The sequence below is a fragment of the Rhodococcus sp. MT28 genome (assembly GCF_058792695.1).
Genome location: NZ_JBXAFD010000005.1, coordinates 251,111 through 276,023 on the forward strand (window position 1 = coordinate 251,111; position 24,913 = coordinate 276,023).

Annotated in this window: 23 protein-coding genes; 5 read left to right on the forward strand and 18 right to left on the reverse strand. The window is 62.8% G+C overall.

Annotated elements, in window-relative coordinates:
* The first annotated feature begins 11 nt into the window (after positions 1–11).
* On the forward strand, positions 12–1,340 hold the full coding sequence (gene lat, locus AC1Q6C_RS20955) for an L-lysine 6-transaminase (protein ID WP_221741991.1): 1,329 nt from the start codon (positions 12–14) through the stop codon (positions 1,338–1,340).
* Here the strand turns inward: lat and AC1Q6C_RS20960 are convergent.
* From AC1Q6C_RS20960 to uraD, 6 genes are all read right to left on the reverse strand, one after another.
* Positions 1,337–4,045 carry a molybdopterin-dependent oxidoreductase gene (locus AC1Q6C_RS20960; protein WP_230359716.1) on the reverse strand — a complete coding sequence of 903 codons (2,709 nt, stop codon included), beginning with the start codon at positions 4,043–4,045 and terminating at the stop codon, positions 1,337–1,339. The genes lat and AC1Q6C_RS20960 overlap by 4 nt on opposite strands.
* On the reverse strand, positions 4,042–4,851 hold the full coding sequence (locus AC1Q6C_RS20965; RefSeq protein ID WP_030535037.1) for an FAD binding domain-containing protein: 810 nt from the start codon (positions 4,849–4,851) through the stop codon (positions 4,042–4,044). Before AC1Q6C_RS20965 ends, AC1Q6C_RS20960 begins: the two co-directional genes overlap by 4 nt.
* 7 nt (positions 4,852–4,858) lie before the next feature.
* Entirely contained in the window at positions 4,859–6,172 is a 1,314-nt protein-coding gene (locus AC1Q6C_RS20970; protein WP_230359898.1) for an 8-oxoguanine deaminase, read from the reverse strand.
* Between the two features lie 53 nt (positions 6,173–6,225).
* Positions 6,226–7,128 (reverse strand): factor-independent urate hydroxylase, encoded by a 903-nt coding sequence (pucL, locus tag AC1Q6C_RS20975; RefSeq protein WP_037129153.1) that lies wholly within the window; start codon positions 7,126–7,128, stop codon positions 6,226–6,228.
* 64 nt (positions 7,129–7,192) lie between these two features.
* Positions 7,193–7,522 (reverse strand): hydroxyisourate hydrolase, encoded by a 330-nt coding sequence (gene uraH, locus AC1Q6C_RS20980; protein ID WP_007727227.1) that lies wholly within the window; start codon positions 7,520–7,522, stop codon positions 7,193–7,195.
* A complete protein-coding gene (gene uraD, locus AC1Q6C_RS20985) occupies positions 7,519–8,037 on the reverse strand; it encodes a 2-oxo-4-hydroxy-4-carboxy-5-ureidoimidazoline decarboxylase (RefSeq protein ID WP_030535033.1) in 519 nt (172 codons plus the stop codon). The genes uraH and uraD overlap by 4 nt, the downstream gene beginning before the upstream one ends.
* Positions 8,038–8,167: 130 nt before the next feature.
* Between uraD and AC1Q6C_RS20990 the strand changes: the two genes are divergently transcribed.
* Positions 8,168–8,968 carry a tyrosine-protein phosphatase gene (locus tag AC1Q6C_RS20990; RefSeq protein ID WP_007727222.1) on the forward strand — a complete coding sequence of 267 codons (801 nt, stop codon included), beginning with the start codon at positions 8,168–8,170 and terminating at the stop codon, positions 8,966–8,968.
* Here AC1Q6C_RS20990 and AC1Q6C_RS20995 read toward each other — a convergent pair whose 3' ends face one another.
* The 9 genes from AC1Q6C_RS20995 to AC1Q6C_RS21035 form a co-directional block, all read right to left on the reverse strand.
* Positions 8,969–9,331, reverse strand: coding sequence for a VanZ family protein (locus AC1Q6C_RS20995; protein WP_003940977.1), 363 nt, complete (start codon positions 9,329–9,331; stop codon positions 8,969–8,971).
* Positions 9,328–9,678, reverse strand: a complete 351-nt coding sequence (locus tag AC1Q6C_RS21000) for a hypothetical protein (RefSeq protein WP_003940792.1) — start codon at positions 9,676–9,678, stop codon at positions 9,328–9,330. Before AC1Q6C_RS21000 ends, AC1Q6C_RS20995 begins: the two co-directional genes overlap by 4 nt.
* Entirely contained in the window at positions 9,678–10,103 is a 426-nt protein-coding gene (locus AC1Q6C_RS21005) for a DUF1707 SHOCT-like domain-containing protein (protein WP_003940708.1), read from the reverse strand. The genes AC1Q6C_RS21000 and AC1Q6C_RS21005 overlap by 1 nt, the downstream gene beginning before the upstream one ends.
* 76 nt (positions 10,104–10,179) lie before the next feature.
* Positions 10,180–11,976 (reverse strand): acetyl/propionyl/methylcrotonyl-CoA carboxylase subunit alpha, encoded by a 1,797-nt coding sequence (locus tag AC1Q6C_RS21010; RefSeq protein WP_030535031.1) that lies wholly within the window; start codon positions 11,974–11,976, stop codon positions 10,180–10,182.
* A gap of 138 nt (positions 11,977–12,114) precedes the next feature.
* Positions 12,115–13,515: a condensation domain-containing protein gene (locus AC1Q6C_RS21015; RefSeq protein ID WP_042449590.1), complete on the reverse strand. Its 1,401-nt coding sequence runs from the start codon at positions 13,513–13,515 to the stop codon at positions 12,115–12,117.
* A 4-nt stretch (positions 13,516–13,519) separates the two neighbouring features.
* Positions 13,520–13,936 (reverse strand): SufE family protein, encoded by a 417-nt coding sequence (locus AC1Q6C_RS21020; protein ID WP_003940804.1) that lies wholly within the window; start codon positions 13,934–13,936, stop codon positions 13,520–13,522.
* Complete coding sequence (locus AC1Q6C_RS21025; RefSeq protein WP_003940962.1) at positions 13,933–14,838, reverse strand: sulfurtransferase; 906 nt, start codon at positions 14,836–14,838, stop codon at positions 13,933–13,935. The genes AC1Q6C_RS21020 and AC1Q6C_RS21025 overlap by 4 nt, the downstream gene beginning before the upstream one ends.
* A gap of 118 nt (positions 14,839–14,956) precedes the next feature.
* A complete protein-coding gene (locus AC1Q6C_RS21030; RefSeq protein ID WP_042449587.1) occupies positions 14,957–16,420 on the reverse strand; it encodes a condensation domain-containing protein in 1,464 nt (487 codons plus the stop codon).
* Positions 16,420–17,913 (reverse strand): condensation domain-containing protein, encoded by a 1,494-nt coding sequence (locus AC1Q6C_RS21035; protein WP_064112572.1) that lies wholly within the window; start codon positions 17,911–17,913, stop codon positions 16,420–16,422. Before AC1Q6C_RS21035 ends, AC1Q6C_RS21030 begins: the two co-directional genes overlap by 1 nt.
* Before the next feature lie 150 nt (positions 17,914–18,063).
* Here AC1Q6C_RS21035 and AC1Q6C_RS21040 point away from each other — a divergent pair, with 150 nt between their 5' ends.
* The gene (locus AC1Q6C_RS21040; protein ID WP_058226466.1) at positions 18,064–19,761 is read left to right on the forward strand and encodes an MFS transporter; all 1,698 of its coding nucleotides are present in this window, start codon (positions 18,064–18,066) and stop codon (positions 19,759–19,761) included.
* A 61-nt stretch (positions 19,762–19,822) separates the two neighbouring features.
* Positions 19,823–21,133 carry an HNH endonuclease signature motif containing protein gene (locus AC1Q6C_RS21045; RefSeq protein ID WP_492666762.1) on the forward strand — a complete coding sequence of 437 codons (1,311 nt, stop codon included), beginning with the start codon at positions 19,823–19,825 and terminating at the stop codon, positions 21,131–21,133.
* 109 nt (positions 21,134–21,242) lie between these two features.
* On the opposite strand, the gene AC1Q6C_RS21050 is transcribed toward AC1Q6C_RS21045, so the two are convergent.
* From AC1Q6C_RS21050 to AC1Q6C_RS21060, 3 genes are read right to left on the reverse strand one after another with little or no spacing between them, the layout of a single operon-like run.
* Positions 21,243–21,884, reverse strand: coding sequence for a Maf family protein (locus AC1Q6C_RS21050; RefSeq protein WP_007731146.1), 642 nt, complete (start codon positions 21,882–21,884; stop codon positions 21,243–21,245).
* Between the two features lie 16 nt (positions 21,885–21,900).
* Positions 21,901–22,242, reverse strand: a complete 342-nt coding sequence (locus AC1Q6C_RS21055; RefSeq protein ID WP_007731147.1) for an acyl-CoA carboxylase subunit epsilon — start codon at positions 22,240–22,242, stop codon at positions 21,901–21,903.
* Positions 22,239–23,879 carry an acyl-CoA carboxylase subunit beta gene (locus AC1Q6C_RS21060; protein ID WP_003940853.1) on the reverse strand — a complete coding sequence of 547 codons (1,641 nt, stop codon included), beginning with the start codon at positions 23,877–23,879 and terminating at the stop codon, positions 22,239–22,241. The genes AC1Q6C_RS21055 and AC1Q6C_RS21060 overlap by 4 nt, the downstream gene beginning before the upstream one ends.
* Positions 23,880–23,994: 115 nt before the next feature.
* Between AC1Q6C_RS21060 and AC1Q6C_RS21065 the strand changes: the two genes are divergently transcribed.
* Positions 23,995–24,849, forward strand: a complete 855-nt coding sequence (locus tag AC1Q6C_RS21065; RefSeq protein ID WP_003940755.1) for a biotin--[acetyl-CoA-carboxylase] ligase — start codon at positions 23,995–23,997, stop codon at positions 24,847–24,849.
* Positions 24,850–24,913 lie beyond the last annotated feature (64 nt).

Consider the following 24,913-nt stretch of genomic DNA (forward strand, 5'->3'; position numbering starts at 1 on the left):
AGCCTTCGCGTATGAGTACTGCGATGCGAGACTTCGGTGACAGTGCGCTCTTTCCGGTCTACGACGTGTTGAAGGCCAGCATCCTCGTCGACGGATTCGATCTGATTCTCGACGTCGAAGGGTCGCGGGGTTCCTATCTCCGTGACCTGCGAGACGGAACCGAGTATCTGGACATGTTCGGTTTCTTCGGCTCTTCGGCCCTGGGTATGAATCACCCTGCGATCACAGGCGACGAGGAGTTTCAACAGGAGTTGGCTGTCGTGGCCTCCAACAAGCCGAGTAACTCCGACATCTACACCGAACCCATGGCGCGCTTCGTTGCGGCTTTCGCTCGGGTACTGGGGGATTCGGCACTCCCACACTTGTTCTTCGTCGACGGCGGAGCCCTGGCGGTGGAAAATGCACTCAAGGTTGCCTTCGACTGGAAGAGTCGGCGGAACGAAAGCCGTGGGTTGTCAGCAGATCTGGGGACAAAGGTCCTGCACCTGACCGAGGCTTTTCACGGCCGCAGTGGCTACACGATGTCGCTCACCAACACCGAACCGGGCAAGGTCGCGCGATTCCCCAAGTTCGACTGGCCACGTATCGACTCGCCGTACCTGGCAGACGGCCGCGATGTCGAAGCTGCGGAGAGGCAAGCTCTCGATCAAGCGCGCCGAGCTTTTGCCGACAACCCCGACGACATTGCCTGTTTCATCGCCGAGCCGATCCAGGGCGAGGGCGGCGACCATCACCTCAGGCCGGAATTTCTGCAGGCGATGCAGGAGTTGTGCCACGAAAACGACGCCCTCTTCATTCTCGACGAAGTACAGACCGGTTGCGGAATCACCGGAACTGCCTGGGCCTACCAACAATTGGGTCTGAGTCCGGATGTGGTGGCGTTCGGCAAGAAAACGCAGGTGTGCGGAATCATGGCCGGCGGGCGCGTGGATGAAGTGCATCACAACGTGTTTCACGTCAGTTCTCGGATCAATTCGACGTGGGGTGGCAACCTCACCGACATGGTTCGTGCCCGGCGGATACTCGAAGTCGTCGAGCAGGACCGACTGATCGACCGCGTGCGATTCACGGGTGCGCATCTCCTTGCCCGGTTGACCGAAGTCTGCGGGCGGTACGCGGCGGCAACCGAGCCGCGCGGTCGTGGCCTCATGTGCGCGATCACTCTGGAAGACAGTGACCTTCGCGATCGCGTCGTACAGCGACTGCGTGAAGACGAGCACGTGATGATACTGCCCACCGGGAAGAGGGGAATCAGATTCCGGCCCGCGCTGACGGTGACCACCAGTGAGCTGGACGACGCGGTCGACGCGGTCGAGCGCGTGCTCGCACGCGAGACCTAGGGCCTCTGTAGCTGTTCCCACACTCGATCCGGTGTCATCGGTGTGGAGTACATACGCACTCCACACGCGTTGGCAATCGCGTTTGCCAACGCCGGTGCTACAGGATTGAAGGGGGCCTCACTCATCGATTTCGCGCCGAAAGGCCCGAGCTTGTCGTACGTGTCGGCAAACAGTACTTCGGTGATCGGCAGATCCCCGATCTGGGGAACGTGATAATTGCGCAACTGCGGATTGATCACCCGACCTTCTTCGATGACGATCTCCTCCGACAGCGCAGCGCCGAGCGCTTGTCCCACACCGCCTTCCACCTGCCCTCGCAGTTGTGCCGGGTTCATGACGGTGCCGGCATCGGCGGCCTGAACCGACTGCAGGATCTTCACCCGGCCGGTGTTCGTGTCGACGGCAACGCGAAAACCGTGAACATTGAACGAGACCGAGCGCGGTGTACCGCCGTGGCGACCGTCAGCGGCGAGCGGGCCACCTTCGAGTAGCGTCGCGAAATCGAGGCAACCGTGGGACGTTTCGACACCGTCCGGCGAAAGGTCGTCGATCTGCGCGCCGCGACCGCTCGATCGCACCGCACGGGTCAGTATCCGCTCGCGAAGGCGCTCGCAGGCGATCAGGAGCGCCTTTCCGGCGACCACCGTTCCCGTCGACCCGAATGCTCCGGTGTCGTATCCGCCGGCATCGGTGTCGGATTGAACAATCGTGATGCGATCGACTGTCGTCCGCAATTCGGTGGCCGCGATCTGTTGGTGAATCGTAGTGGTTCCGTTGCCGAACTCAGCAGTGCCGATGTTCACGACGTACCGACCGTCGGCCTCGAGCGCGACGGTGGTGTCGGAGAAGTGACCACGCGGCGGGATCGTCGCGATCATGGCAATTGCCATGCCCCGACCGATCTGCCAACGCGACCCTGCCGGTGCAGCCTCTCCGCGTCCGCTCGACAGTGCACTGTCGACGAGGTCGATGCACTGGTCCAGTCCGTAGCTGCCGAATTCGAGATCACCGTCCTCGACGTGCCAGTCGACAAAATCGTCTCCGGGAACGACGACGTTTCGCCGCCGAAACTCGAAGGGGTCCATGCCGAGACGATCAGCGAGCTGATCCATGGCCGACTCGACGGCGAAGATGATCTGGCCGAGCCCGTAACCACGGAAGGCGCCGGACGGAACGTTGTTCGTGTAGACCGCTTCGGCGTCGACGCGTTTGGTCGCAGCGCGATAGACCGCCATGGATTCGGCGCAACCATGGAACATGACTCCGATCGAATGGTTCCCGTACGCCCCCGCGTCGGAAAGGACGTCGATAGCGAGCGCAGTGAGAGTTCCGTCGGCGTCGGCGCCCGCACGCACCGATACTCGCATCGGATGCCGTGACGGTGCGATGGTGAACTGATCGCTTCGGCTGAACTCGTAGGCTACGGGCTTGCCGGTCTTCAAGACGGCCAGTGCGACCAGATCCTCGGTGAGTAATTCCTGCTTCCCGCCGAAACCCCCGCCTACCCGTTTTGCGAACACCCGGATTCGGCTGCGATCGAGATCGAAGATGTGGGCCAATTCGTCCCGAACCAGAAACGGCACCTGTGTGCTGCTTCTGATGACGAGACGGCCCTCCTCGTCGAGCCACCCCACTGCGCCGTGAGTTTCCAAGGCCACGTGCTGGACTCGCGCAGTTTTCCACGTACCTTCGACGACTGCAGTCGCATCCGCGAGCGCACGGTCCAGATCGCCGACGCCATCGTGAAGCGCGGCAACCACGTTGCGGGGGGCCTCGGCGATCCGCGAGCTCTCGTCCTTGTCGCCGTGCAGGAGTGGAGCGCCGGGGGAACGCGCCAGATCTGGTTCGAATACCGCGTCGCGTACCTCGTAGTCGACTTCGATCAGCGAGAGTGCACGTTCCGCCTGCGTCGGGGTTTCGGCGATGACCGCGGCTACGCGCTGGCCGCGGAAACGGAGGGTGCTGTCGAACACGCGCGTGTCGTCCGGATCGTCGTTGCGGTCCTCGTGCCGGGCGGTCGAGAACAGCACGTCCGGACTGTCATGAAAAGTGAGGACCGCGGCGACGCCCGGCGCCGCTTCGGCTGCTGCCGTGTCTATCCGCGTTATGTGTGCGTGTGCGTGCGGACTGCCGAGTACTGCGACGTGAAGCAGGTCGACCGGCTTCTCACCCGGGGAGAAGTCCATGGTGTACTGCTCGGTTCCCGTGACGATGCGTGCGGACGCCGGGGCTGCGATCGAACGCCCCTGAGCCCCGCCTATTTTGGCGGTCTCCGTATTGGATGTACCGGCGAGAGCGTCACGAATGGACCGATAACCGGTGCAGCGGCACAGGTTACCTTTCATCGAGCACGCGAGATCGGATTTTTGCTCGACCGACAACGCTGATGCGGTGACTACCATTCCCGCTGTACAGAAACCGCATTGGAATCCGCCCGCGTCCACGAATGCCTGTTGAATGGGGTGAAGTTTCTCCGGTGTTCCGAGACCGGAGGCGGTGACGACGTCGCGGCCGTCGATGCGATGGGCGGGAAATATGCACGAATGGGTGGGGTGTCCGTCGACCAGCACCGAGCAGGCGCCGCAGTCCCCGGCATCGCACCCCTTCTTGACGGAGTTCGCTCCGTGCTCGCGGAGGAAAGTTCGCAGGCACTGTCCTGGGCGGGGCTGGTCGTCGCGCGGAACTCCGTCCACCGAGTACTTCATTCCAGTTCACCTCGGATTTCTTCGGCAAGAAGCTCGGTCATCGCCTTCCGCCACGGCGCAGTTCCATGGACATCGGTGAAGTAGGCGTCTTCCGGAATCCTGCTGCGCAACGCATCCGCAAGTGCTGTGGCGTCGGGGAGTTCGTCGAATTTGAGAGCGTACGGACGGCGGGTCGCGGCGGTGATCGCCAGCGTGAAACCGTCGGCGCCGCAGCGTCCGGCCACGGCTACGGCCGATCGCCCGAGTGACGTCTGAGCCAGCTTTCGCATCGCGGTACGTGCAGTCAATGCATGCACGGGAATCCGGATACTGCGGATGATCTCGCCGGACCTGAGTACGTTTCGAGAATCGTCGATAACGAAATCGACTACGGGGAACGAGTATTCGGTACCGTCCGGACGCCAGATCGTCAGTTCGGCATCGAGAGCGGTACACAGAGTCGTCATCGCTCCGGCCGGGAAGGAGAGCGCGATGTTGCCGCCGACTGTCGCGTATCGCAACACCTTCCACGATGCGAGTAGTGCGTCAGCGCAGTGTTGGAACAGCGCTGCGGCGCGCCAGGATGCGGGAAGTTCGGCGCGGCACAGTTCCTCGATGGTGCAGGTGGCCGCGATCTCGAGACCGAGATCGCCGACCGCCACAGCTTCCCAGTCGAAGCCCGCAAGGTCGACAAGGGTGGTCAGGTGCGGCTGCGGTTCCGAGTACAGCCAGGTGCCGCCACCGATGAACCCGATGCCGGGTGAGGCACAGGGGAGTTCGGCGCGGGTCCGCGGCACCAGAACTTCGTCGACGCTGTGCAGGTCCATCGCGACCTCAAGCCTTTCCGAGTAGATCGCGGTGTGCGCGTGCGACATCCGAGGCCACGACGTCCTCGTCGACGGTGGTGACTCGTCCGTCGGCAACTACGATTCGTCCGTTGACGAGCAGTAACTTCAGCGGGGGAGTCGAGCCGAGTACGAGCGCCGCCACCGGATCGGTGATGCCGGCATGCGCGACGGTGTCGAGTTTCCACACCGCCAGGTCGGCAAGTTTTCCGACCTCGATCGATCCGATTTCGCCCTCGCGGCCCAGAACTCGTGCGCCGCCGATCGTTCCCAATTCCAAGGCTTTTCGCACCGTCATCGTCTGCGGTCCGCCCTTCGCGCGAGCAAACAGAAGTGCATGACGAGACTCCTCGATCAGGCTGCAAGCTTCATTGCTCGCCGCGCCGTCCACGCCGAGCCCCACGGTGACCCCGCCGTTCACCAAATCGGCGGCACGGGCGATACCGGCTCCCAGGCGCGCGTTGGAGGTCGGGCAGTGCGCCGCCGCAGTTCCGGTTCGCGCCATCGTCTCGATACCGGCGTCGTCGAGATGGACTGCGTGGGCGTACCAGACGTCCGGGCCCACCCAGCCGACTCGTTCCATGTATTCGACCGGCGTGCAACCGAAATGCTCGCGGCAGAATCTCTCCTCGTCCAGTGTCTCGGCCAGATGCGTGTGCATACGCACGCCGTTTTCGCGGGCCAGCGTCGCGGACTCGCGGAGCAATGCCTCCGTCACCGAGAAGGGTGAGCAGGGAGCTACCGCGATCTGCAGCATCGATCCGGGATTCGGGTCGTGCCAACGGTCGATCACCGACTGCGTGCCGGTCAGGATGTCATCGAGTTTTTCCACGACGTGATCCGGTGGCAGGCCGCCGGAACTCTGGCCGAGATCCATCGACCCACGACACGGGTGGAATCGAAGGCCGACCTGCGCAGCAGCGGTGATCTCGGCCTCGAAAACGTCGCCGGCGTCGCGGGGAACGACGTAGTGGTGGTCGGTGGTGGTCGTACATCCGGTTTTCGCCAACCACGTGAGGCCGCCGGTGGCCGCCACGTGGACGGCGTCGGCGTCGATACCTGCCCAGACGGGGTACAGGGTGGTCAGCCACTCGAAAAGCGTCGAGTCCGCGGCCAGGCCTCGGGTGATCCATTGGTAGAGATGATGATGTGTGTTGACCAGACCCGGCGTGATCAGGCAACCACTCCCGTCGATCACTTGCGCACCCGGGTATTCGGGTGGCGTTCCGGCGCCGACGTCGACGATCTTGTTGCCCGAGATCACCACATAGCCGTCGGAGTACTCGGAGCGGTCGCCGTCCATCGTGACCACATGAGCGCCCGCCACGACGAGTGTTGCCCCGAGAGCTGATTCGGTCACGACAACCAACCGGCGTAGGTGGTCCACGACGGTCCCGCGTCTGGTGCGTCGGATCGGCTGACCGCAGCTTGGATCAGGCCGTACGGACGATCCGCAGCGTGGAACACCTCGTTGTCGTTCTCCACTCCGAAGCGGCCGAGTGCATATTCGAAATGATGCTTGTTGGGTGCCGACAGTCGAACCTCCGCGATGATCGGGAATTCCTCGAGGATTGCCTTGCCGATGTGGAAGAGCGTCTGCTGCAGGGCAAGTGAATGTACCTGTGCGAACTGCTTGACGATCTGTGCCTTGATTCCCGCGTAGACCGATTCCCAGTCGACGTCGGTGGTGACGAATCGCCACTGGGCGACCAACGTCGTCGCCATGACGCGGTCGTCGGTCGGCTCGAGAACGGTGTACGGATCTTCGAGAAAACCCGAGAACTCACTACCTGTCGATTTGAGGATCACCAGGTCCTTCAAGCCGCCGATCACCCATGTCCCGGTATCGGAGATGGTGATCGACGCCGTCCGAACTTCCTGACCCTTCCGAATCCAGGTGTAGTCGTGTTCGCTGCCGTCGACAATCGCACGCTCCCAGGCGTATTCCTCGATCTCGATCCGCGCGCCACTGACCGGTTCGATGTCGTCGACGAAATGACGGGCGAGTTCGAGTCCGTACGTCTCGATCGAGATCAGACCCTTTTCCTTGGCGTAGGAGTAGGCCGTTTGTTTCTGCGTGTCGGTCGGCAGAACCTTCGATTGATCACCGGTGAGGTACGCGTCGGCGAAATCTCCACGCAGGCAGGTGGAGACGTTGATGTCGTGAATTTCGTGACGGGGGGTGTCTCGATAGATTCGGACTACTCGATTTTCCGCTTTGCCGTACTGGTGACCCGATAGTTCGATCGATCCGCTCAACCGTTCGGTGTTCGTACTGCCGGTTGTGATGTTGCCGGTCGTGATGTTTTCGGTAGTCACGTGTTCAGCTCCCGCGATAGGTGGAATAAGCAAAGGGAGACAGCAACAGTGGGACGTGATAGCCCCGTGCCGTGTCGTCCACCCGGAAGGTCACTGTCACTTCCGGGTAGAAGTTTTCTTGTCCGTTGGTCTCGAAATACGTTCCGGTGTCGAAAGTCAGGGTGTAGTGACCGGCGGTCAGGCCACCGGGAGCAAGTTCGGGGATGCGGCCGTCGGAGTCGGTCTCCGCAGTGGTGACGGAGGCGCCGTCTCGATCACGAAGTTCGACGCGAATCCCCGCCGCGGGGTTGCCCGTCGTCGCGTCGAGAACGTGCGTGCTGAGGGTCTTGCTCATGCTGTGCCTCCGGCGAGTGCATCGATCAGACGGGCGAGTCTGATCCGATTGATGGCGGCCAATTCGGTTCGAAGCACGGAACGCTCGGTCGCCGGGTCGTTTCGGAGACGACCTCGAAGGATGTCGAGGAGCTCCGTTCCAGATTTCCCCGACGCGCAGACCAGGTAAACATGGCCGAATGTCTCTTCGTACTCGGCGTTCTTCCGTCGAAGTTCCGCGAGTACGTCTTCTGTCGCCGACGAGACTCCCGACTGTTCACGGGTAGAGGCCGCGCTCTCGCTTCGCTCACCGATTCGTGGGTGGCCGGAGAGAGCGTCGTCGATCTCGGACTCGGGAAGCTCGGCCAGCACCGCATCTGCTTTGTCGAACAGAGCTTCCAGATCGGCGAACGGGCGAGACGAGGCGATTTCCTGTGCCCACACGGCGGAATGGCAACACTCGAGCAGCGCCGCGACTGCCTGGTGGTCACCGAGCGCATCGAAGGCTCCGAGACCACTGGAATTCGTTGTAGGCATGTCCACAGGATTACTTGAGCATGTTACGGATCTGTAGCGCAGCAATTACGGGAGATGATGTGTCTCGATCTTATTTCTCCGGCTGCTCTTCCCCGATCACGGTTTCTCGGCGACCGATACATTCTCAGGTATGACCGATACTCCGAAGCTGTCTTCCGTCGTACCGTCCCTGGCGAACCTCCGAGACATCGGTGGCCCCGAATCGAGCTTCGGTGGCACCGTCCGCACCGGGAGCGTGTTTCGTTCCACCGATCTGGCATCGCTCAGTGCGGACGGCGCACAGACCCTCGCCGATCTGGGCATCGTCACGATCTACGATCTGCGCACCGAATCCGAACGCGAGACGGCACCAGATCTGACGCCGGACGGTATCCGAGAAATCGGCCTGGACGTATTGGCGGACAAGCAGTATCGCGCCATTCCGGCTCAGATGCAGCAGATGATCGCCGACCCGGCGTTTGCTGCCGAAGCGTTGGGCAGCGGCCAGGCGCTCGAGTACTTTCAGGGAAGTTACCGCGATTTCGTGACCTTGCCGAGTGCGGTCGCGTCGTACCGGCAACTGTTCGTCGACTTGGCGCAGCCGCCCAGCTCGCCGGCACTCATTCACTGCACCACGGGCAAGGATCGCACGGGTTGGGCAGCGGCCGCGTTACTGCTGTTCCTGGGTGCCTCCGAGGACGCGGTCTTCGCGGACTACCTCGAAACCAACAAGATTTTGTTGCCGATGTTCGCGCCGCTCCTCGAGCGATTCGAGGCCAAGGGGATCGACCCGACCCTGCTCGAGGGTGTCCTCGGTGTCAGGCGCGAGTACCTGGAGGCGTCGATGGCAGAGCTCGCGCAGGTACACGGATCCATCGAGGCCTACTTCACCGACGGCTTGAAGATCGACGCGTCGACCCAGGACCAATTGCGGAGCAACCTGCTCAGCTGATCAGGACCTGCTCGGCTCGTCTCGGCGGGAAGTTCGTCGCCTCGTCAAGAGGCTGACGATACCGATCCCGATGGCGATGCCGAGCAGGTCGGCGCTGCCGTCCCAGATCGAACCGGAACGCGAAATGGGCAGCGCTGCTTGAAGAACCTCGGACGTCGCGGCAAAGATCAACAACCACACAGCCGTGAGCCACACCGGGATCCGCGCGTGCAACGAGGTGATCGCCAATACCGCGAACATCAGCGTGTGAGTGATCTTGTCGGTGTTCTCCGGGCTCGAGGGCACGGTGGAACCCGGGGAGAAGAGCATGATCAGGGCAATGACCACGGCGATCGCCAACGGCCAGTATCGGTTGTTCTTCAATTCGTCTGCCCCTCGACGACGACGAGTCCGAGTGCACCTTCGGCGAATCTGGTGACGGCGTCGGCGGCCGTCGTGAGCGCCTCGGTGTGCCCGTCGCGGGCCCAGCCGGTGAGCAGGGCGGTGGAGTCGAGAGGCGTCAGAACGACCTCGGCGAGAAGCTCACCGGTGTTGGGTTGGCACACTGCCCAGGAGTAGACGCTGTTTTCGTGCCACTGAGCGCTTCGCTGACTCACGTAATCGGGGTCGGTGATACCACCATCGGCAAGGGCGGGGCGGTCGTCCACACGCTCGTCTGCGCGTAGTGCGCGTAGATACCAGCCGCCTGCGTTGATCTCGATCGGCTCCATCAGTCGGAGTCCCGCTCGCGGCGGCGCTTGGCTTTGCGTTCCCGGTCGGTACCGAACAGCAGTGCACCGGCCAGGGGAATCGCGAGGAACCACAACCAGGTGCCGGTGACGAAGAACAGGATCACCGCGAGAATCGGGACGACGGCCATGACGCGACCGGACCAGTCGGGGTTGAAGCCTCGCTCCGCCGGTGCGTCGGGAGGCGTCACCATCGACAGGGGAGCGGTGCCGGGGGCTTGGTAGTTGCCCGGAAGATCGGCGAACACCGGAACGAGTTCACTGCGAGTTGTTGCGGCACTGACGATTCCGCTTCTCTCGTCGAACTCGGTGACGGTGAGGCGGCCTGCGGCGAAGTGCTCGCTCAGGAGATCGAGTGCCTGCTCGCGTTCTGCAGTGCCGATGCGAATGTCGGGGACGTCAGCCATCGTTACAGCCTACTCAAACGACTGTGCGCCTTTCCGGTAGTGGGGACTACCGGAAAGGCGCACGGGGCCGGAGGCCCTACTTCAGTTCTGCGAGAACCGTTCCCTGCGTGATTGCTGCACCCGGCTCGACGGAGAGTCCGGTGACGACACCGGCCTTGTGCGCGTTGACGGGGTTTTCCATCTTCATGGCTTCGAGAACGGCGATCAGATCGCCTTCTGCGACTTCCTGGCCTTCGGTCACTGCAACCTTGACGACGGTGCCCTGCATCGGAGCCGTGACAGCGTCACCCGATGCTGCACCTCCGCCGGCGCCGCCGCGCTTGCGCGCCTTCGGCTTCTTGCGGATCGCACCGGAGGCAGCGCCGCCGCCGTTGCCGAGCGAGAACTGGCCCGGGAGGGAAACCTCGACGCGACGTCCACCGACCTCGACGACGACGTTCTGACGCGGCAGAGCCTCGTCCTCGTCGTCTACGGGAGCACCGGCGCCTGCGTACGGCTCGATGGGGTTGACCCAGTCGGTTTCGATCCACTTGGTGTAGATGTCGAACTTCTCGCCGTCACCGATGAACGCCGGGTTCTCGACGATGTGGCGGTGGAACGGGAGAACGGTCGCGAGGCCGTCGATCTCGAACTCGGCCAGAGCGCGCGATGCCCGCTGGAGGGCTTCTTCGCGGGTGGCGCCGGTGACGATGAGCTTGGCGAGCATGGAGTCGAACTGTCCGCCGATGACATCGCCGGCAACGACACCGGAATCGACGCGAACGCCGGGGCCCGTGGGCTCACGGTAGACGGAGACCGGGCCGGGGGCAGGCATGAAGCCGCGGCCGGCGTCTTCGCCGTTGATGCGGAACTCGAAGGAGTGTCCACGCGGGGTGGGATCTTCCTTGATGGAGAGTTCTTCGCCGTTGGCGATGAGGAACTGCTGACGCACGAGGTCGATGCCCGCGGTCTCTTCCGTGACGGGGTGCTCGACCTGCAGGCGGGTGTTGACCTCGAGGAAGGAGATGGTGTCGCCCTGAACCAGGTACTCGACCGTTCCGGCGCCGTAGTAGCCGGCTTCCTTGCAGATGGCCTTGGCGGATGCGTGGATGCGTGCACGCTGGTCGTCCGTCAGGAAGGGAGCGGGAGCCTCTTCGACGAGCTTCTGGAAGCGACGCTGCAGCGAGCAGTCGCGGGTACCGGCGACGACGACGTTGCCGTGCTGGTCGGCGATGACCTGAGCCTCGACGTGGCGGGCCTTGTCCAGGTACTGCTCGACGAAGCACTCGCCGCGACCGAAGGCTGCGATGGCCTCGCGGGTGGCCGACTCGAACAGCTCGGGGATTTCCTCGATGGTCTGGGCGACCTTCATGCCGCGTCCACCGCCACCGAAGGCAGCCTTGATCGCAACCGGGACGCCGTATTCCTTGGCGAATGCGACGACCTCGTCGGCGCCCTTGACGGGATCCTTGGTGCCGGCTGCCATCGGCGCCTTCGCGCGTTCTGCGATATGGCGTGCTGTGACCTTGTCGCCGAGGTCGCGGATGGACTGCGGTGACGGACCGATCCAGATGAGGTTCGCGTCGATGACGGCCTGGGCGAAGTCGGCGTTCTCGGAGAGGAAACCGTAGCCGGGGTGGATGGCGTCGGCGCCGGACTTCTTGGCTGCGTCGAGGATCTTGTCGAACACGAGGTAGGACTCGGCGGACGTCTGTCCACCGAGGGCAAATGCCTCGTCTGCGAGCTTCACGAACTGCGCGTCTGCATCGGGCTCGGCGTAAACGGCAACGCTGCCGTAGCCGGCATCCTTGGCCGCCCGGATGACCCGTACCGCGATTTCACCGCGGTTCGCGACAAGCACCTTCGTAATGTGCGCGCTGGCATGACTGGGCACTGAGCCTCCTGTGGTTCGCATAGTCTGTCTCCGCGGTGTATTCCTCTGGGATTTCACCATCGGGGGATTGGCATCACTTCGGAGTGTATGCATCGCTTCGGCGCTGGTTGTAACCGGATCGCTAAAGCCCACTCCGGCTTAGGAAACGGTTTCGAAAACTACCGATGAGTAGCTGTCGGAGGCGGCGGCGTCCGGTTCGGTGACGATTTCTTCGATGGTCCGGCGCAGTGCGGCCACGTAGGCGTGAACCGCGGCGTTCGCCGTCTCGTTGCCTGGGTACCTGACCGCGAGGTTGAGTCCCTGGGGTGTGCGGTTGATCCAGATGTAGACGTCGTGCGTATATGCCTTGCTTCGAAGTGCTCTGGCGTTCCATTCGGGCCACTGTGCGGCTTCGGGCACGAAGCGAACGTCCATGTAGGACACGACGAATCGCGGTCGGATCGGGGTTTCGAGGTGCTCACCGATCCGATCGAACGGGACAGCTGCGGCAGGCTTGACCGAAGCGATGGATTCGGCGGCGCGTGTCGCGAGGTCGCCGAACGAACAGTCCGATCCAACGGCGAACTCGACCGGGCACAGTCCGACGAACCAGCCGAGCGCACCCGCCCACTCCTGAGCGCTGCGGGTGTGAACCGGCGTCACGACCTCGAATCGATCGGATCCGGCGACTTCGCGACCTACAGCGGCAAGTCCGCCGAGAAGTCCGGCGAAGTACCCCACGCCGGTGGCTGCACACGTCGAACTGAAGGCCTTGGACTGGTCGGCGTCGAGCAGCCAGGTCGACAGGCCGTTCTGAGAATCGGTTCCACGGTCACCGATCGGTAGCGGGAACTGGGGTAGACCGTCCGTGCCGAGAGCCTTTCGCCAGATCTCGACCGCAGCCTTCTCGGCTTCCATGTCGGCCATCTGCTCGCGTTCGACGGCACCGAAATCGACGTAGCTGCCCACCGGAAACAGATTTGCAGCACTACCGGTCGAGGCCTCGCGGTACAGAGCTGCGATCTCGTGAGCGACCAGCACGATCGAGAACCCGTCGATGATCGAGTGGTCCGCCGCGAAGAACACGGTGAACGGACCGTCGCCACCGCGGGGCGTCAACGTCGCGAAGACGTACGACGGCCAACTGTGCGGGGACGCGTAATCGTCGAACAGGCGGTGAAGGTGGTCGAAGTTGTCCTGGCTGGACGCGTCGTAGCCGTGGCTGACGACCCCGATGTCGATTCCGCCGAGCGGGACCGTGTGCCGGGTGATCTCGCCGCTCGAGGGCTCGAGGACGGTATGCGAGCGCAGAACTTCGTGACGGTCGATCCACCGGCCGAGAGCGACTCGGAACGCATCGACGTCGAGCGGGCCGGAAATCTCGAAAGCTGTTCCCAGCCAAGACTTGTCGCCTGCGCCTGCAGCGGAACGGTTGAGATGTGCCTCGTGAATGTAGGAGACGGGCCGCGGATCCGGAACCCAGGGCCCGGTTGCGCACGGCAACCATTCGACGAGTGCGCCGGCCGGAATCGCATAGTCGGCCAGTTCGGTGAACTCCATGTTTTCAGCCCCGCAAGTGCCGCTTGATGCGCGCGAGCATGGCCGACATTCCGCGCAGACGGAGCGGGCTCACGGCTTCTGCGAGACCGAGCGCCGAATAGAAGTCGTCGGGTACACCGAGGATCTCGTCGGCGCTGTGGCCGTCGAGCCCCTGCGCGAGGATCGATGCGAAACCACGCGTCGTGGGAGCCTCGGGGGGAGCGCTGAAGTACAGACGGACGTTGTCGCGATCCGAATCGTCGACCGAGAGGAAGAGCGGCGACTGACATTCGGGGACCGGCTCCATCGCGCTCTGCTCGAGCTCCGCCGGCAACGGCGGCAGCTCTCGGCTGAACTCGAGAAGAAGGGTGAGCTTGTCCGAGGCGCCGACGGCCGCGAAGTCGTCGACGATCTCGGCCAGAGCCGAAGGAAGAGCGCTCATGACGCCGATACGGAGGAAGGAACGGCTCCGGGCTCTTCGCCCTGGACGATCGGGACGCGCACGGCATTGCCCCACTCGGTCCATGAACCGTCGTAGTTACGAACGTTCGGGTAACCGAGAAGATGAGTCAACACGAACCAGGTGTGACTGGAACGCTCACCGATGCGGCAGTACGCGACGATGTTGTCGTCGGCCGACAGGTCGCCGTAGATCTCGCCGAGTTCGGTACGGGTGCGGAAGCGGCTGTCCGGTGCCGCTGCCTTCGCCCACGGGATGCTGAGCGCGCTGGGAATGTGTCCACCACGCAACGCACCCTCTTCGGGGTAGTCGGGCATGTGGGTGCGCTCGCCGGTGTACTCCTGCGGAGATCGCACGTCGATGAGCGGCCCGTCGCCCAAGTGCGCGAGAACGTCGTCCTTGAATGCGCGGATGGGAGCGTCGTTGCGCTCGACGACCGGGTAATCCGTTGACGTGATGTCGGGAACGTCGAAAGCGGTGTCGCGGTTCTCGGCGATCCACGCATCGCGGCCACCGTCGAGAAGACGGACGTCCTCGTGGCCGAAAAGAGTGAAGACCCACAGTGCGTAGGCCGCCCACCAGTTGCTCTTGTCGCCGTAGATGACCACGGTGTCGTCGCGGCCGATGCCCTTGCGGTTCATCAACTCTGCGAACTTCGCACCGTCGATGTAGTCGCGGGTGACCGGATCGTTGAGGTCGAGATGCCAGTCGATCTTCACGGCTCCGGGGATGTGGCCGACGTCGTACAACAACACGTCTTCGTCGGATTCGACAACCTTGAGGCCCGGCGCACCGAGATTCGCCGAGAGCCATTCCGTCGAGACCAACCGGTCGGGATGCGCGAACTCGGCAAACGCGGTTGAGGGATCGGGGGCAACGGGCACGGGCGTACTCCTGAAGACGAATCGTTCGGTTCGAACACGGACTTGATCGATTCTATGCGCTGTGCGCAAGGTGAGACGCCCGGAAGCAGGTTCTGCCTGCTCGTGCCCGTTGCCGACCCTAAATCCTCGGTGTTCCTGCTCCGACGCTCGAATCTCTCAATTGTTCGGTGACACTTCCGATCGGCGTCACGCCCCGGGCGCAGACTTCTCTCAGAATCCGGTCGAGTTCGGTGAGGAAATTCACCATGGTTTCGTTTGCCGTCTCGGTATCGGGAAAGCGTGAACGCAGCGAGAGACCACGGTTCGTTCGCGAAATCCAGAACTGGGCATCGTCGGCGACCGTCACATTGCTGATGTGATGGGCGTTGAGGAGATCATGATCGTCTGTGCCGGGTAGTTTGCGGTAATCGATGTACGACACCATGAAGACGTCGGTGCGTGTGCGTCGAATCTTGTCGCCCAAAGCATCTCGAACCTGGGCCATGGTGACGCCCTCGAGCGTCAACGCAACTCGGAACGACGCGTGCGTATGTGCAAGGGATGCACCGAAATCCGCGTCGGGAGTGATCTGGACCGTGATCGGCGCGCTGGTGGTGAGCCAGCCGATCGCGTCGGCCCACCGCGGATCTTTGCGAATGTGAAGCGGAAATTGCAGCGGAAGCGTCGACTGCCCGGTGTACGAGTGGACGGAAAGTCCCATCGCAGTGAGGATTCCGGTGAACACGCTACCGCCGGCGGATAGGCAGATCTCGTCGAACGTCGCCGTCAACTCCTCGTCGAGCAGCACGCGCACATCGGCGCCCTGCGGCGCGGGCTTTCCGCCCTCGACGCCGAGATCCAAGGGGAAACTCGGTGATGTGCCACCGCAGATCTCGTAGAACCTTGCCCACTCTCGGATTCGAGGGTCGTTGTCGACGGGAAGCAGAGCGTCTGCCTCCAGTTCGCAGTACCGCACGAAACTTCCCGGGTCACCCAGTCGGCTCATCACTGCGTCGACGGCCTCGTGGTCGGTCAGATCGGGTAGGGCGATCAGTCCCTCGTAGATCTGTCGCAGTTCCCCGAGAGCAATGACCAACGAGTAGCCGTCGACGAGTGTGTGATCGAACGCGCTCAGGACCGTGTAATGCTCTTCGCGTTCGACCGTGGCAAACGTGTATGCAGGGAAGGTCAGTGGATCGCATACCGTCGTGAATCGCTTCTTGAGATGCGCTCGGAGGTCTTCGGTCGAATCGAATTTCAGAGGTTCCGAAGTCTCGATGTGTGTGCCGTCTGGATCGAGTCCCATTCGGGTGGTGGTGAACTCGCCCACCTCGAATCCTGTGTGCAGAGTGTCATGGCGACTGATGAACAGGCGCAGCGCGAGATCGAGTGCAGGCCGATTCAGTTCTCCGGGAAGGTCGAATGCGGCTGCCATCCACACACTCCGGCCCATGCCGTGTGTTCGCGCAGTCTCGAGGTGAAAATGCTGGTTGTACGACGGTGGTACTTCCGACTCGGTGACGGCGCCGTCCGCGGGCTGAAGCGACCATTCGGTGACGATTCCGGGGTCGAGTCCGTATCGATCGATCGAGGTGACATGCATCAGGCCACTCCCTCTGGTGCCACGAACGAGTAGTCGCCTTGAGCTGCAACAGTTTTGATGATCTTCGAGACATGCTCGGCGAAGCGGGTGGCCGATTCGTGGGCAATGGGGGTGTCGGGGTGAGACACGGCGATCCAGGTTCCGGTGTGCATCCGGTTGATCCACATCGACGCGATCTGAGTCTCTTTGCCGCCGACGATTCCCGTTGCCTTCGTCTCGGCGTAACTGTATGGATCCGGCATGCGTCGGCCGTCGATGTACGAGACGATCGGCGGCGGGGTGAGCGTCTTCGACAGTCCGCCGGGTGCGGAATCCGACTCGGCCAAGCTCGACAGAACCAGATCGATGACCTGCTGCACAGAGACATCGAGGAGTGCCTTGCCGTCGTGGTACCCCTGCTGCCCGAGCTTTGCCAACTCGGTGAAGCGTCGCTTGTCGTCGACGTCGATGCCGACCGGGATCAGGTTGATGTACCAGCCCTGCGCAAACGAGTCGGCCTCGGTTCGTGTGCTGACCGGCGAGAGGGCGATGTACTTGTCGCGTCCGGCGAGTTCGAATTCCGCAATCGCGAGCGCGGTGAACATTCCGCCGATGAAGTTGGCGCCGTTGGCTTTACAAACCGCACCGAACTTCTCGCACTCGATGTCGTCGGCCAGGTCGAAGCGTGAACCGATAGCCGGTTTGGGCGCGTCTTCGGCCCCGAGCGGGAGCGGAAATCCGGGGAACGAGCCGCCGCTGCGCATGAGGTAACCGAGCCACTGGTGCACTTCGGGTGACTGCATCGTCAGCTCGGTTGTCCGTGCGCGCTCGACGCGACCGAACTGCGCGTAACTTCCCGCGGGGCCCAGTTCGGGATGTGATCCGGTCGTTTCCGCGGCGTAGAGCTGACGCAATTCCGCGTACATCAACACCATCGAGTTCATGTCCGAATGGGCGTGGTCGACTGCATGGAACAGGGTGAAGCTCGGATCGGCTTCGAGGTCGGCATGGTGGTGCTCGACGGCGCCGAAAACGAAGGCCGGCCACTGCAGCGCGCTGGTTTCGGTGGCGAACTTGGTCGCGACGAGTGCGCGGATCGCCTCGGATTCGGAGACGTCGTCGCCGACGCGGTACTCGAGTTCGATGCTTTCGACCGGCACCACGTGTCGACGGACCTCGAACGAGGTGTCCGCAGCGTCGGTGGTTGCTTCGTCGAACGAGAACCAGCTGTGCAGCGTGTCGTGGCGACGGATGTAGCGCTGAAGTGCTCGCGTCATGGCGTCGCGGTCCAGTGTTCCTGCGAAATCGAAGGCGATACCGATCCACGGAGACTGCGGATCGCCCTTCTCTGCGGTGACGCGGGCGCGTCGCAGGTGGCGATCCTGCATCGTGGTCGGGGGTAGTTCTCGGTCGATCTCGGCTTCGGCGGCTCGTTGAGCGGAAGCATGCGTGACGCCCCATTCGATTACCCGCCCAGGAAGCGGGTGCCAATGGGTGATCAAGTTCAGATCCATCGAGTAGAACTCCTGCGTGTGTCGTCGAGAAGCCTGCTCTGAAAATGGGCAGACGACGAACTATCCCATCTGGGGGACTGAATTGTCCGAAATACTACAATCTAAACAAGAACAGGTTCTAGAAGCGTTGTGTTCGATTAGGATCATTCGGTGCTTCCGGACCCTTTAGGTGACGCTGTCGGCGCCGACCACAAGGGCGGGCGGCGAGCTGGTTCTCTGACGCCCTGGCTCGGGTTGGCGACGAGTCTGGCGGCGGCATTCATGCAATTGCTCGACGCGACCATCGTCAACGTCGCGCTTCCGAGTATCGCCGTCGATCTTCAAGCAGGCGTATCGGCGCAGTTGCTCATGGTCAGCGTGTACATCCTGGCTTTCGCGTGTTCGTTGATCACTGCAGCGCGGCTGGGGGACCTGTTCGGCCGTAGAGTTGTTTTTCTGACCGCCCTGTCCATATTCGTGGTTGCCTCGTTGCTGTGCGGGCTCGCGCAGAGCGCGACGATGTTGATCGTCTTCCGGGGTCTGCAAGGATTGGCGGCCGGTTCGATGTCAGCCCAGACGTTTGCCATCATCTCGGGTCTGTTTCCGAAGGCCAGGCATCCGCGAGTCTTCGGGATCTACGGTGCGACCATCGGGCTCGCAACAGTCAGTGGGCCTCTGATCGGTGGGCTGCTGATCGAGTGGAATCTGTTCGACTGGGGCTGGCGCCTGATCTTCTTCGTCAACATCCCGATCGGCATCGCCGCCTTGATTCTCGGATATTTCCATCTCGTCGATGCTCGCGCTGAGCATGTGCGCTCACTGGACCTCATCGGCGCCGCACTGTCATCACTGGCGCTGTTCCTGCTGATCCTTCCCCTGGCCGAGGGAAGGGCGCGCGGATGGCCCACAGGTCTTGTCGTAATGCTCGCGATGTCGGCGCCGGTGGCAGTGGCGTTTGTGCTCTACGAATCGCGTTTGGCGAAACGAGGCGGCGATCCGGTCCTTCGTCTCGAGCTTTTCCGCGACCGAGCCTTCACAATCGGCGCGGTTCTTGCGTTCGTTTTCTTCGGAACCCTGACTTCCTTGATCTTCACCATCAGTCTCACCCTTCAGTTCGGCTTCGGGTTCTCCGCATTGCGAGCGGGCGTCATGACGCTGCCGTGGGCCGTCGGAATGGGCGTGGCGGCGGTTCTCTCATCGGCGGTGTACCGGATGCTCGGAAACCGTGTTCTGATCCTGGGGATGGTCGTCTTTGCCGGCTCGCTGATCGCGCTGTCGATCATCCTCGAACGCGAAGGAACCGATCCACGCTGGCTCGCGCTCGCCGGTCCGCTGCTTCTCGGGGGCGCAGGTCTCGGACTGTTCGTGGCACCACTGCAAACCGCGATCCTTGCGACGGTCGAACCCGCGCACGCGGGTTCGGTGTCGGGACTGCTTCCTACCGTTCAGCAGGTTGGCAGCTCCATCGGACTGGCCTTGATCGGAGTGGTGTTCTTCTCGCTCGTCGCGGGGCAAGCTCCGCAAGCAGTGCAGGGGGAGCGGCCCGAGTACGTTGCGAACCTTGAAGCTGCCGGCGTTGGTCCCGGCCTGATCGACATCGCCGAAAAGGCCTTTGTCGATTGCGCAACAAGCCAATTGGCATCCGGAACACCGATGGAGGTGGCGCCGGAATGTCGCCGGGACGGCTCCGCCGGTGCCGGGGGTCAATCCGTTCAGGTGGCAGTTGATGCCGCGTACGCATCGACTCGCGCGGCGGCCGGCGAAGCATTTCTCCAAGCGCAGCGCCGTGTGCTCGCGATCATCGCAGCAATTGCGCTCGGTATCGGATTGGCGTCGACTGCTCTGCCGCGGGTCAATTCGCCGGTCTGAAAATTGCCCTTGACTCGAACGGGTGTTCGATTACCCTGTATGCAGGGGATCGGGGGATTCAATGAGTGTCTTGTTGTCGGATGTGGTGTCTGGTTCTGCGGTGGGGTTACGTGGACGTCTGTGGCAGTTGTCTGCTGCTGAGTTACGTGCGGCTGCGGTGTCGGCGAGCGCGGAGATTCTTCGTCTCGAGGCTGTGCGGGTGGCAGTGGTCGACGAACTCTCGATGCGCCCGGATGATCAGGTGATCGCCAGTCGCGGGGTGGGTGCGTGGTTGGCGGCTAACACGATGTTGCAGGTTCGGGACGGGAAGAAGATCGCCGCGTTGGGTGCGGCTTTGCGGCCGTTTCCGGCGGTGGCGGCTCGGTTCGATGGCGGGGATTGCTCCTTCGATCATGCCGTGTTGATCGTGGCGTTCTGTGAATCACCACCGAAGGGGATGCCGGAGGAGGCGCTCCCGAAGTGCATCGATTTGTTGCTCGCTGCTGCGTCGGGTGTGGAGGCGACGACGACGAAGGTGCGGAACGTGATCGCGACGTTGGAGCGGTTGTTCGAATCGGATGAGATTCCGCCCGCCGAGGATGTCGATCTCAATGAGTTGCGGATTGCTTCGACGCTCAATGGTCGGGTGGTGGTGCGTGGTGATTTCGATGCCCTCACCGGGGAAATGTTGTTGTCGGCGTTGTCGAATCTGACGATGCTGACCCCGGCACCGGACGGGACGCCGGATTCTCGGTCGGCGGCGAAGCGGACTGCGGATGGGTTCACCGAACTGATCCGGCGTTATCTCGATTGCGCCAAGACTGGTACCGATGGTGGTCAGCGTCCGCATGTGAATGTTCACATCAATGCTCGTGATTTGGCTGAGCATCGGGATTGTGCCGCACAGTCTTCGGATTCGGGTGATGACGGCTCACTGGAGCTGTCCGATCTTGATGTCGGGCACATGCCCTGGCTGGGACCGCTGTCGGTGTCGCAGACCAGGCTTCTCGGGTGTGATTGTTTCCTGTCGACCGTTCTGCTCGACGATCACGGCGCGCCGCTCGATGCGAAACCAGGGAAGAGGTTGGTGACCGCCGAACAGCGAGTGGCGTTGATTGCCCGAGACAGAGGCTGTGCGTTCCCGGGTTGCACATGTGTACCGGCGTGGACCGATGCGCACCATATCCGGCACTGGGCGAACGGTGGCCCGACGGTGATGAACAATCTGGTCCTGCTGTGCCGTTCGCACCACCGGTTGATGCACCGGAAATCCGGGTTCGTCGGGAAGTGGGCGATTCGGATCGGTGTCGACAACAAACCCTGGTTCATTCCGCCGCCCTCGATCGACCCCGGACAGCAACCGAGGCCGGCGAACACCACCTTCAAAACCTGAAGGGTCAAACCTTTTCGGTGACAACAAAAACGACCAGCTTCGCATCGGCATGGACCCGATGCGGGGCTGGTCAGTGGTGCTTGGAGAAAACGTGCTTGGAGAAAACGCGTCAGAAGATGCTCTGCGTGCGCCAGAGATCCGAGACGGAAACCCCGACACGCTCGAGAAGTGTTCGTACCAAAGGTAATCCGATACCGATGACACTCGAGGGATCACCCTCGATCCTCTCCACGAACCAGCCGCCGAGACTGTCGAGCGTGAATGCTCCGGCGACTTGGAGCGGCTCGCCCGTTGCCAGGTATGCCTCGAGATCCTCGGTGGACGGTTGCGCGAAATGAACCACTGTTGCGCTGTGATCCGAGGCCATGCGGACGATGCGGCCGTCGGCGACGCGTAGGACACAGTGCCCGGTCAAGAGAGTGGCGCTGCGTCCGGCCATTGCGGCCCATCTCTTTCGGGCGATATCGACGCTGCCCGGCTTGCCTTGAAGTTGCCCGTCGATCAGGAGCATCGAATCGCACCCGACAACGACTACGTCGGTGAGATTGTCGGCGGCGAGGCCGGGGACGATTTCGGCGGCCTTGGCCTCCGCCAGCACCGTCACGACTTTTTCGGGGGCGGCGTCGGGTCCGAGGTTGTCGGCGATCTTGTCCTCGTCGACGCCGGAGACACGCACAAGCGGCGAAACCCCGGCCGCCCGCAGAACTGCGAGGCGAGCCGGGGACGCTGAAGCTAGAACCAGTTGAGTCACGTCAGCAGAGTGATCGTCAGCTGCGACGGATCGCGGGGTTCAGGTACGCGTACGGCGAGAACGGCGCACGCGTGCGGTGGAACTGAGTCGGATCGCCCCAGGTCTCCGCGGGAACGTTCGACTCGGGAGCTTGACCGCTGCCGGCAGCCGCAGCAAGCACGCTGACCAGTGCCGCGATCTCGACGTCCGTGGGCGAACCCTTGACGATCTTGATGACCGACGCGTCGGAGGTCGACGTCTCGGTCAGCTCCGTGAGCGAAGCATCCGTCGCGGTTCCCTCGACGACCGCACCGTTGGTCGGTGCGGTCTCCGCCAGTGCGACATCTTCGCTGAGAATGTCCTCGGTGGTTGCGGTCATAGGGGAATGTTCCCATGCTTCTTGGGCGGAAGGGAAACGGCCTTGCGCTCTAGCAGTCGCAATGCGGAAACGATTTGTCCGCGGGTGTGCGACGGAGGAATGACAGCGTCGACGTATCCGCGCTCAGCGGCGACGTACGGGTTGACGAGTGTGTCCTCGTACTCGTTCTGCAGCTTGAGGCGCAGTGCATCGACGTCTTCGCCGTTCTTCGCGGCTTCGAGAAGCTGCTTGCGGTAGACGAATCCGACTGCTCCGGATGCACCCATGACGGCGATCTGAGCGGTCGGCCATGCCAGGTTCACATCGGCGCCCATGTGCTTGGAGCCCATGACGTCGTACGCTCCGCCGTAAGCCTTGCGGGTGATGACCGTGATCTTGCCGACCGTTGCCTCGCCGTACGCGTAGAGGAGCTTCGCGCCGCGACGGATGATGCCGTTGTATTCCTGCTCGGTTCCGGGGAGGAAACCGGGAACGTCGACGAGGGTGATGATCGGGACGTTGAACGCGTCGCAGGTACGCACGAAGCGAGCGGCCTTCTCCGAGGCGTCGATGTCGAGGCAGCCCGCGAACTGGGTGGGCTGGTTGGCGACGATGCCGACCGAGCGTCCGTCGACGCGACCGAAACCGACGATGATGTTCATCGCGCGCTCGGCCTGGACCTCGAGGAACTCGTCGTCGTCGAGGATGCGACGAATGACCTCGTGCATGTCGTACGGCTGGTTGGCCGAGTCCGGGATGAGGGTGTCGAGTTCGATGTCCTCGGCGGTCAGGCTGTCTTCGATCGAACCGACAATGGGGTCGGTGATCTCGCCGCGGGGAGCTGCTGCCTGGTTGTTGGACGGCAGGTAGCTGAGCAGGTCCTTGACGTAGTCGAGTGCGTCCTGCTCGCCGGAAGCGACGTAGTGGGCGACGCCGGACTTGACCATGTGGGTGCGAGCGCCGCCGAGGTCTTCCATCGTGACGTCTTCACCGGTGACCGTCTTGATGACGTCGGGGCCGGTGACGAACATCTGGGAGGTCTCGTCGACCATCACGACGAAGTCGGTCAGTGCGGGGGAGTAGACGTGGCCGCCGGCGGCGGGTCCCATGATCAGTGAGATCTGGGGGATGACACCCGAGGCCTGGACGTTGCGGTGGAAGATCTCGCCGTAGAGGCCGAGCGAGACGACGCCTTCCTGAATGCGCGCGCCTGCACCTTCGTTGATGCCGACGAGGGGGCGCCCGGTGCGGATCGCGAGGTCCATGACCTTGACGATCTTCTCACCGTAGATTTCGCCGAGCGATCCGCCGAAAACGGTGGCGTCCTGTGAGAAGACACAGACGTCGCGGCCGTCGATGGTGCCGTAACCGGTGACGACGCCGTCGCCGACCGGGCGGTTGTCAGCGAGACCGAAGTTCACACTTCGGTGCCGTGCCAGTGCGTCGAGTTCGACGAAGGAGCCCTCGTCGAGGAGGGCGGTGATGCGCTCGCGGGCGGTCAGCTTGCCTTTGGCGTGCACCTTGTCGATGGCGGCTTCGCCGCTCGGTGCCTGCGCCTGGGCTTGGCGATTCCGCAGGTCCGCGAGCTTTCCCGCGGTCGTGTGGATATCGGGTGCGGCCGCCGCCTCCGGCGCGTTCGGCTCTTGGACAGTGGTCATGGACGTGAGCTTAACGAGAGTGCGTGGGGGGCTTCGAAGGCAGGTCCGATTGTCGCTGTCTTGCAGGCTCAAGCTACTGACCAGTACATTCTCGCTGTCGTCATAGGCTGGGGCTATGTGGACCGACTTGAACCGACCGCCCCTCGACGGCAATGCCCTACGACGCGCACTGGTGCGCAGTGACAACGACGACGCGCGCGTTTTCTGGAACCGCCTCGACGTTGTCGAGGAGACCGGTTCGACGAACGCGGATCTCCTTGCGCGAGCGGCAGATCCGGATGCCGACCGTCACGTTCTGATCGCCGAATATCAGGCGAGTGCCCGTGGCCGTCATTCGCGCACGTGGGTGAGTCCGCCGCAAGCGCAGATCTCGATGTCGGTTCTGCTGTCGATGCCCGGAATGAATCTCGCGGACATGGGTTGGCTCCCGCTACTGTCGGGAATCGCGGTCGTCGACGCGCTGCGCAACGTGGCCGAAGTACCCGCAGAACTCAAGTGGCCGAACGACGTTCTCATCGGTGACAAGAAGGTCGCCGGCATTCTGGCCGAGGTGGCGAGGACGGCGCCCGATCCCGCGGTGGTGGTGGGGATCGGGCTGAACGTGAGCCTCGGCGTTGAGGAGCTGCCCGTCCCGACCGCTACGTCACTGCTGATCGAAGAAGCATCGACTGTCGACCGCGACACTCTCGTTCGCGCAATCGCCCGTGAATTGGCGACGCAATTCCGTGCTTGGGAATCGTCGAAATGGGATACATCTGTGTTGGCTGCCGAATACCGGCAGCGCTGCGGGACGCTGGGCAAACGAGTCCGCGCGGTTTTGCCGGGCGACAAGGAGGTGTTCGGTATCGCGACCGACGTCGACACTTCCGGACGCGTCGTCATCGAAATCGAGGGAACAGATGGGGAGACCTTTGCGGTCGCAGCAGGTGATATCACGCACCTTCGCGCCGCCCCGGTCACCGAATCGTGAACGTTGCCGGATTTTCTGGCACCAAAGTGCTAATTTTTGGCCCGGACCGGTTTTCGAACCAACC

Coding starts and splice junctions, on each gene's coding strand:
- lat (WP_221741991.1), top strand. CDS start 12: ATGAGTACTGCGATGCGAGACTTCGGTGACAGTGCGCTCTTTCCGGTC.
- AC1Q6C_RS20960 (WP_230359716.1), bottom strand. CDS start 4,045: ATGAAGTACTCGGTGGACGGAGTTCCGCGCGACGACCAGCCCCGCCCA.
- AC1Q6C_RS20965 (WP_030535037.1), bottom strand. CDS start 4,851: ATGGACCTGCACAGCGTCGACGAAGTTCTGGTGCCGCGGACCCGCGCC.
- AC1Q6C_RS20970 (WP_230359898.1), bottom strand. CDS start 6,172: ATGGACGGCGACCGCTCCGAGTACTCCGACGGCTATGTGGTGATCTCG.
- uraH (WP_007727227.1), bottom strand. CDS start 7,522: ATGAGCAAGACCCTCAGCACGCACGTTCTCGACGCGACGACGGGCAAC.
- uraD (WP_030535033.1), bottom strand. CDS start 8,037: ATGCCTACAACGAATTCCAGTGGTCTCGGAGCCTTCGATGCGCTCGGT.
- AC1Q6C_RS20990 (WP_007727222.1), top strand. CDS start 8,168: ATGACCGATACTCCGAAGCTGTCTTCCGTCGTACCGTCCCTGGCGAAC.
- AC1Q6C_RS21000 (WP_003940792.1), bottom strand. CDS start 9,678: ATGGAGCCGATCGAGATCAACGCAGGCGGCTGGTATCTACGCGCACTA.
- AC1Q6C_RS21005 (WP_003940708.1), bottom strand. CDS start 10,103: ATGGCTGACGTCCCCGACATTCGCATCGGCACTGCAGAACGCGAGCAG.
- AC1Q6C_RS21015 (WP_042449590.1), bottom strand. CDS start 13,515: ATGGAGTTCACCGAACTGGCCGACTATGCGATTCCGGCCGGCGCACTC.
- AC1Q6C_RS21020 (WP_003940804.1), bottom strand. CDS start 13,936: ATGAGCGCTCTTCCTTCGGCTCTGGCCGAGATCGTCGACGACTTCGCG.
- AC1Q6C_RS21030 (WP_042449587.1), bottom strand. CDS start 16,420: ATGCATGTCACCTCGATCGATCGATACGGACTCGACCCCGGAATCGTC.
- AC1Q6C_RS21035 (WP_064112572.1), bottom strand. CDS start 17,913: ATGGATCTGAACTTGATCACCCATTGGCACCCGCTTCCTGGGCGGGTA.
- AC1Q6C_RS21045 (WP_492666762.1), top strand. CDS start 19,823: ATGAGTGTCTTGTTGTCGGATGTGGTGTCTGGTTCTGCGGTGGGGTTA.
- AC1Q6C_RS21055 (WP_007731147.1), bottom strand. CDS start 22,242: ATGACCGCAACCACCGAGGACATTCTCAGCGAAGATGTCGCACTGGCG.
- AC1Q6C_RS21060 (WP_003940853.1), bottom strand. CDS start 23,879: ATGACCACTGTCCAAGAGCCGAACGCGCCGGAGGCGGCGGCCGCACCC.
- AC1Q6C_RS21065 (WP_003940755.1), top strand. CDS start 23,995: ATGTGGACCGACTTGAACCGACCGCCCCTCGACGGCAATGCCCTACGA.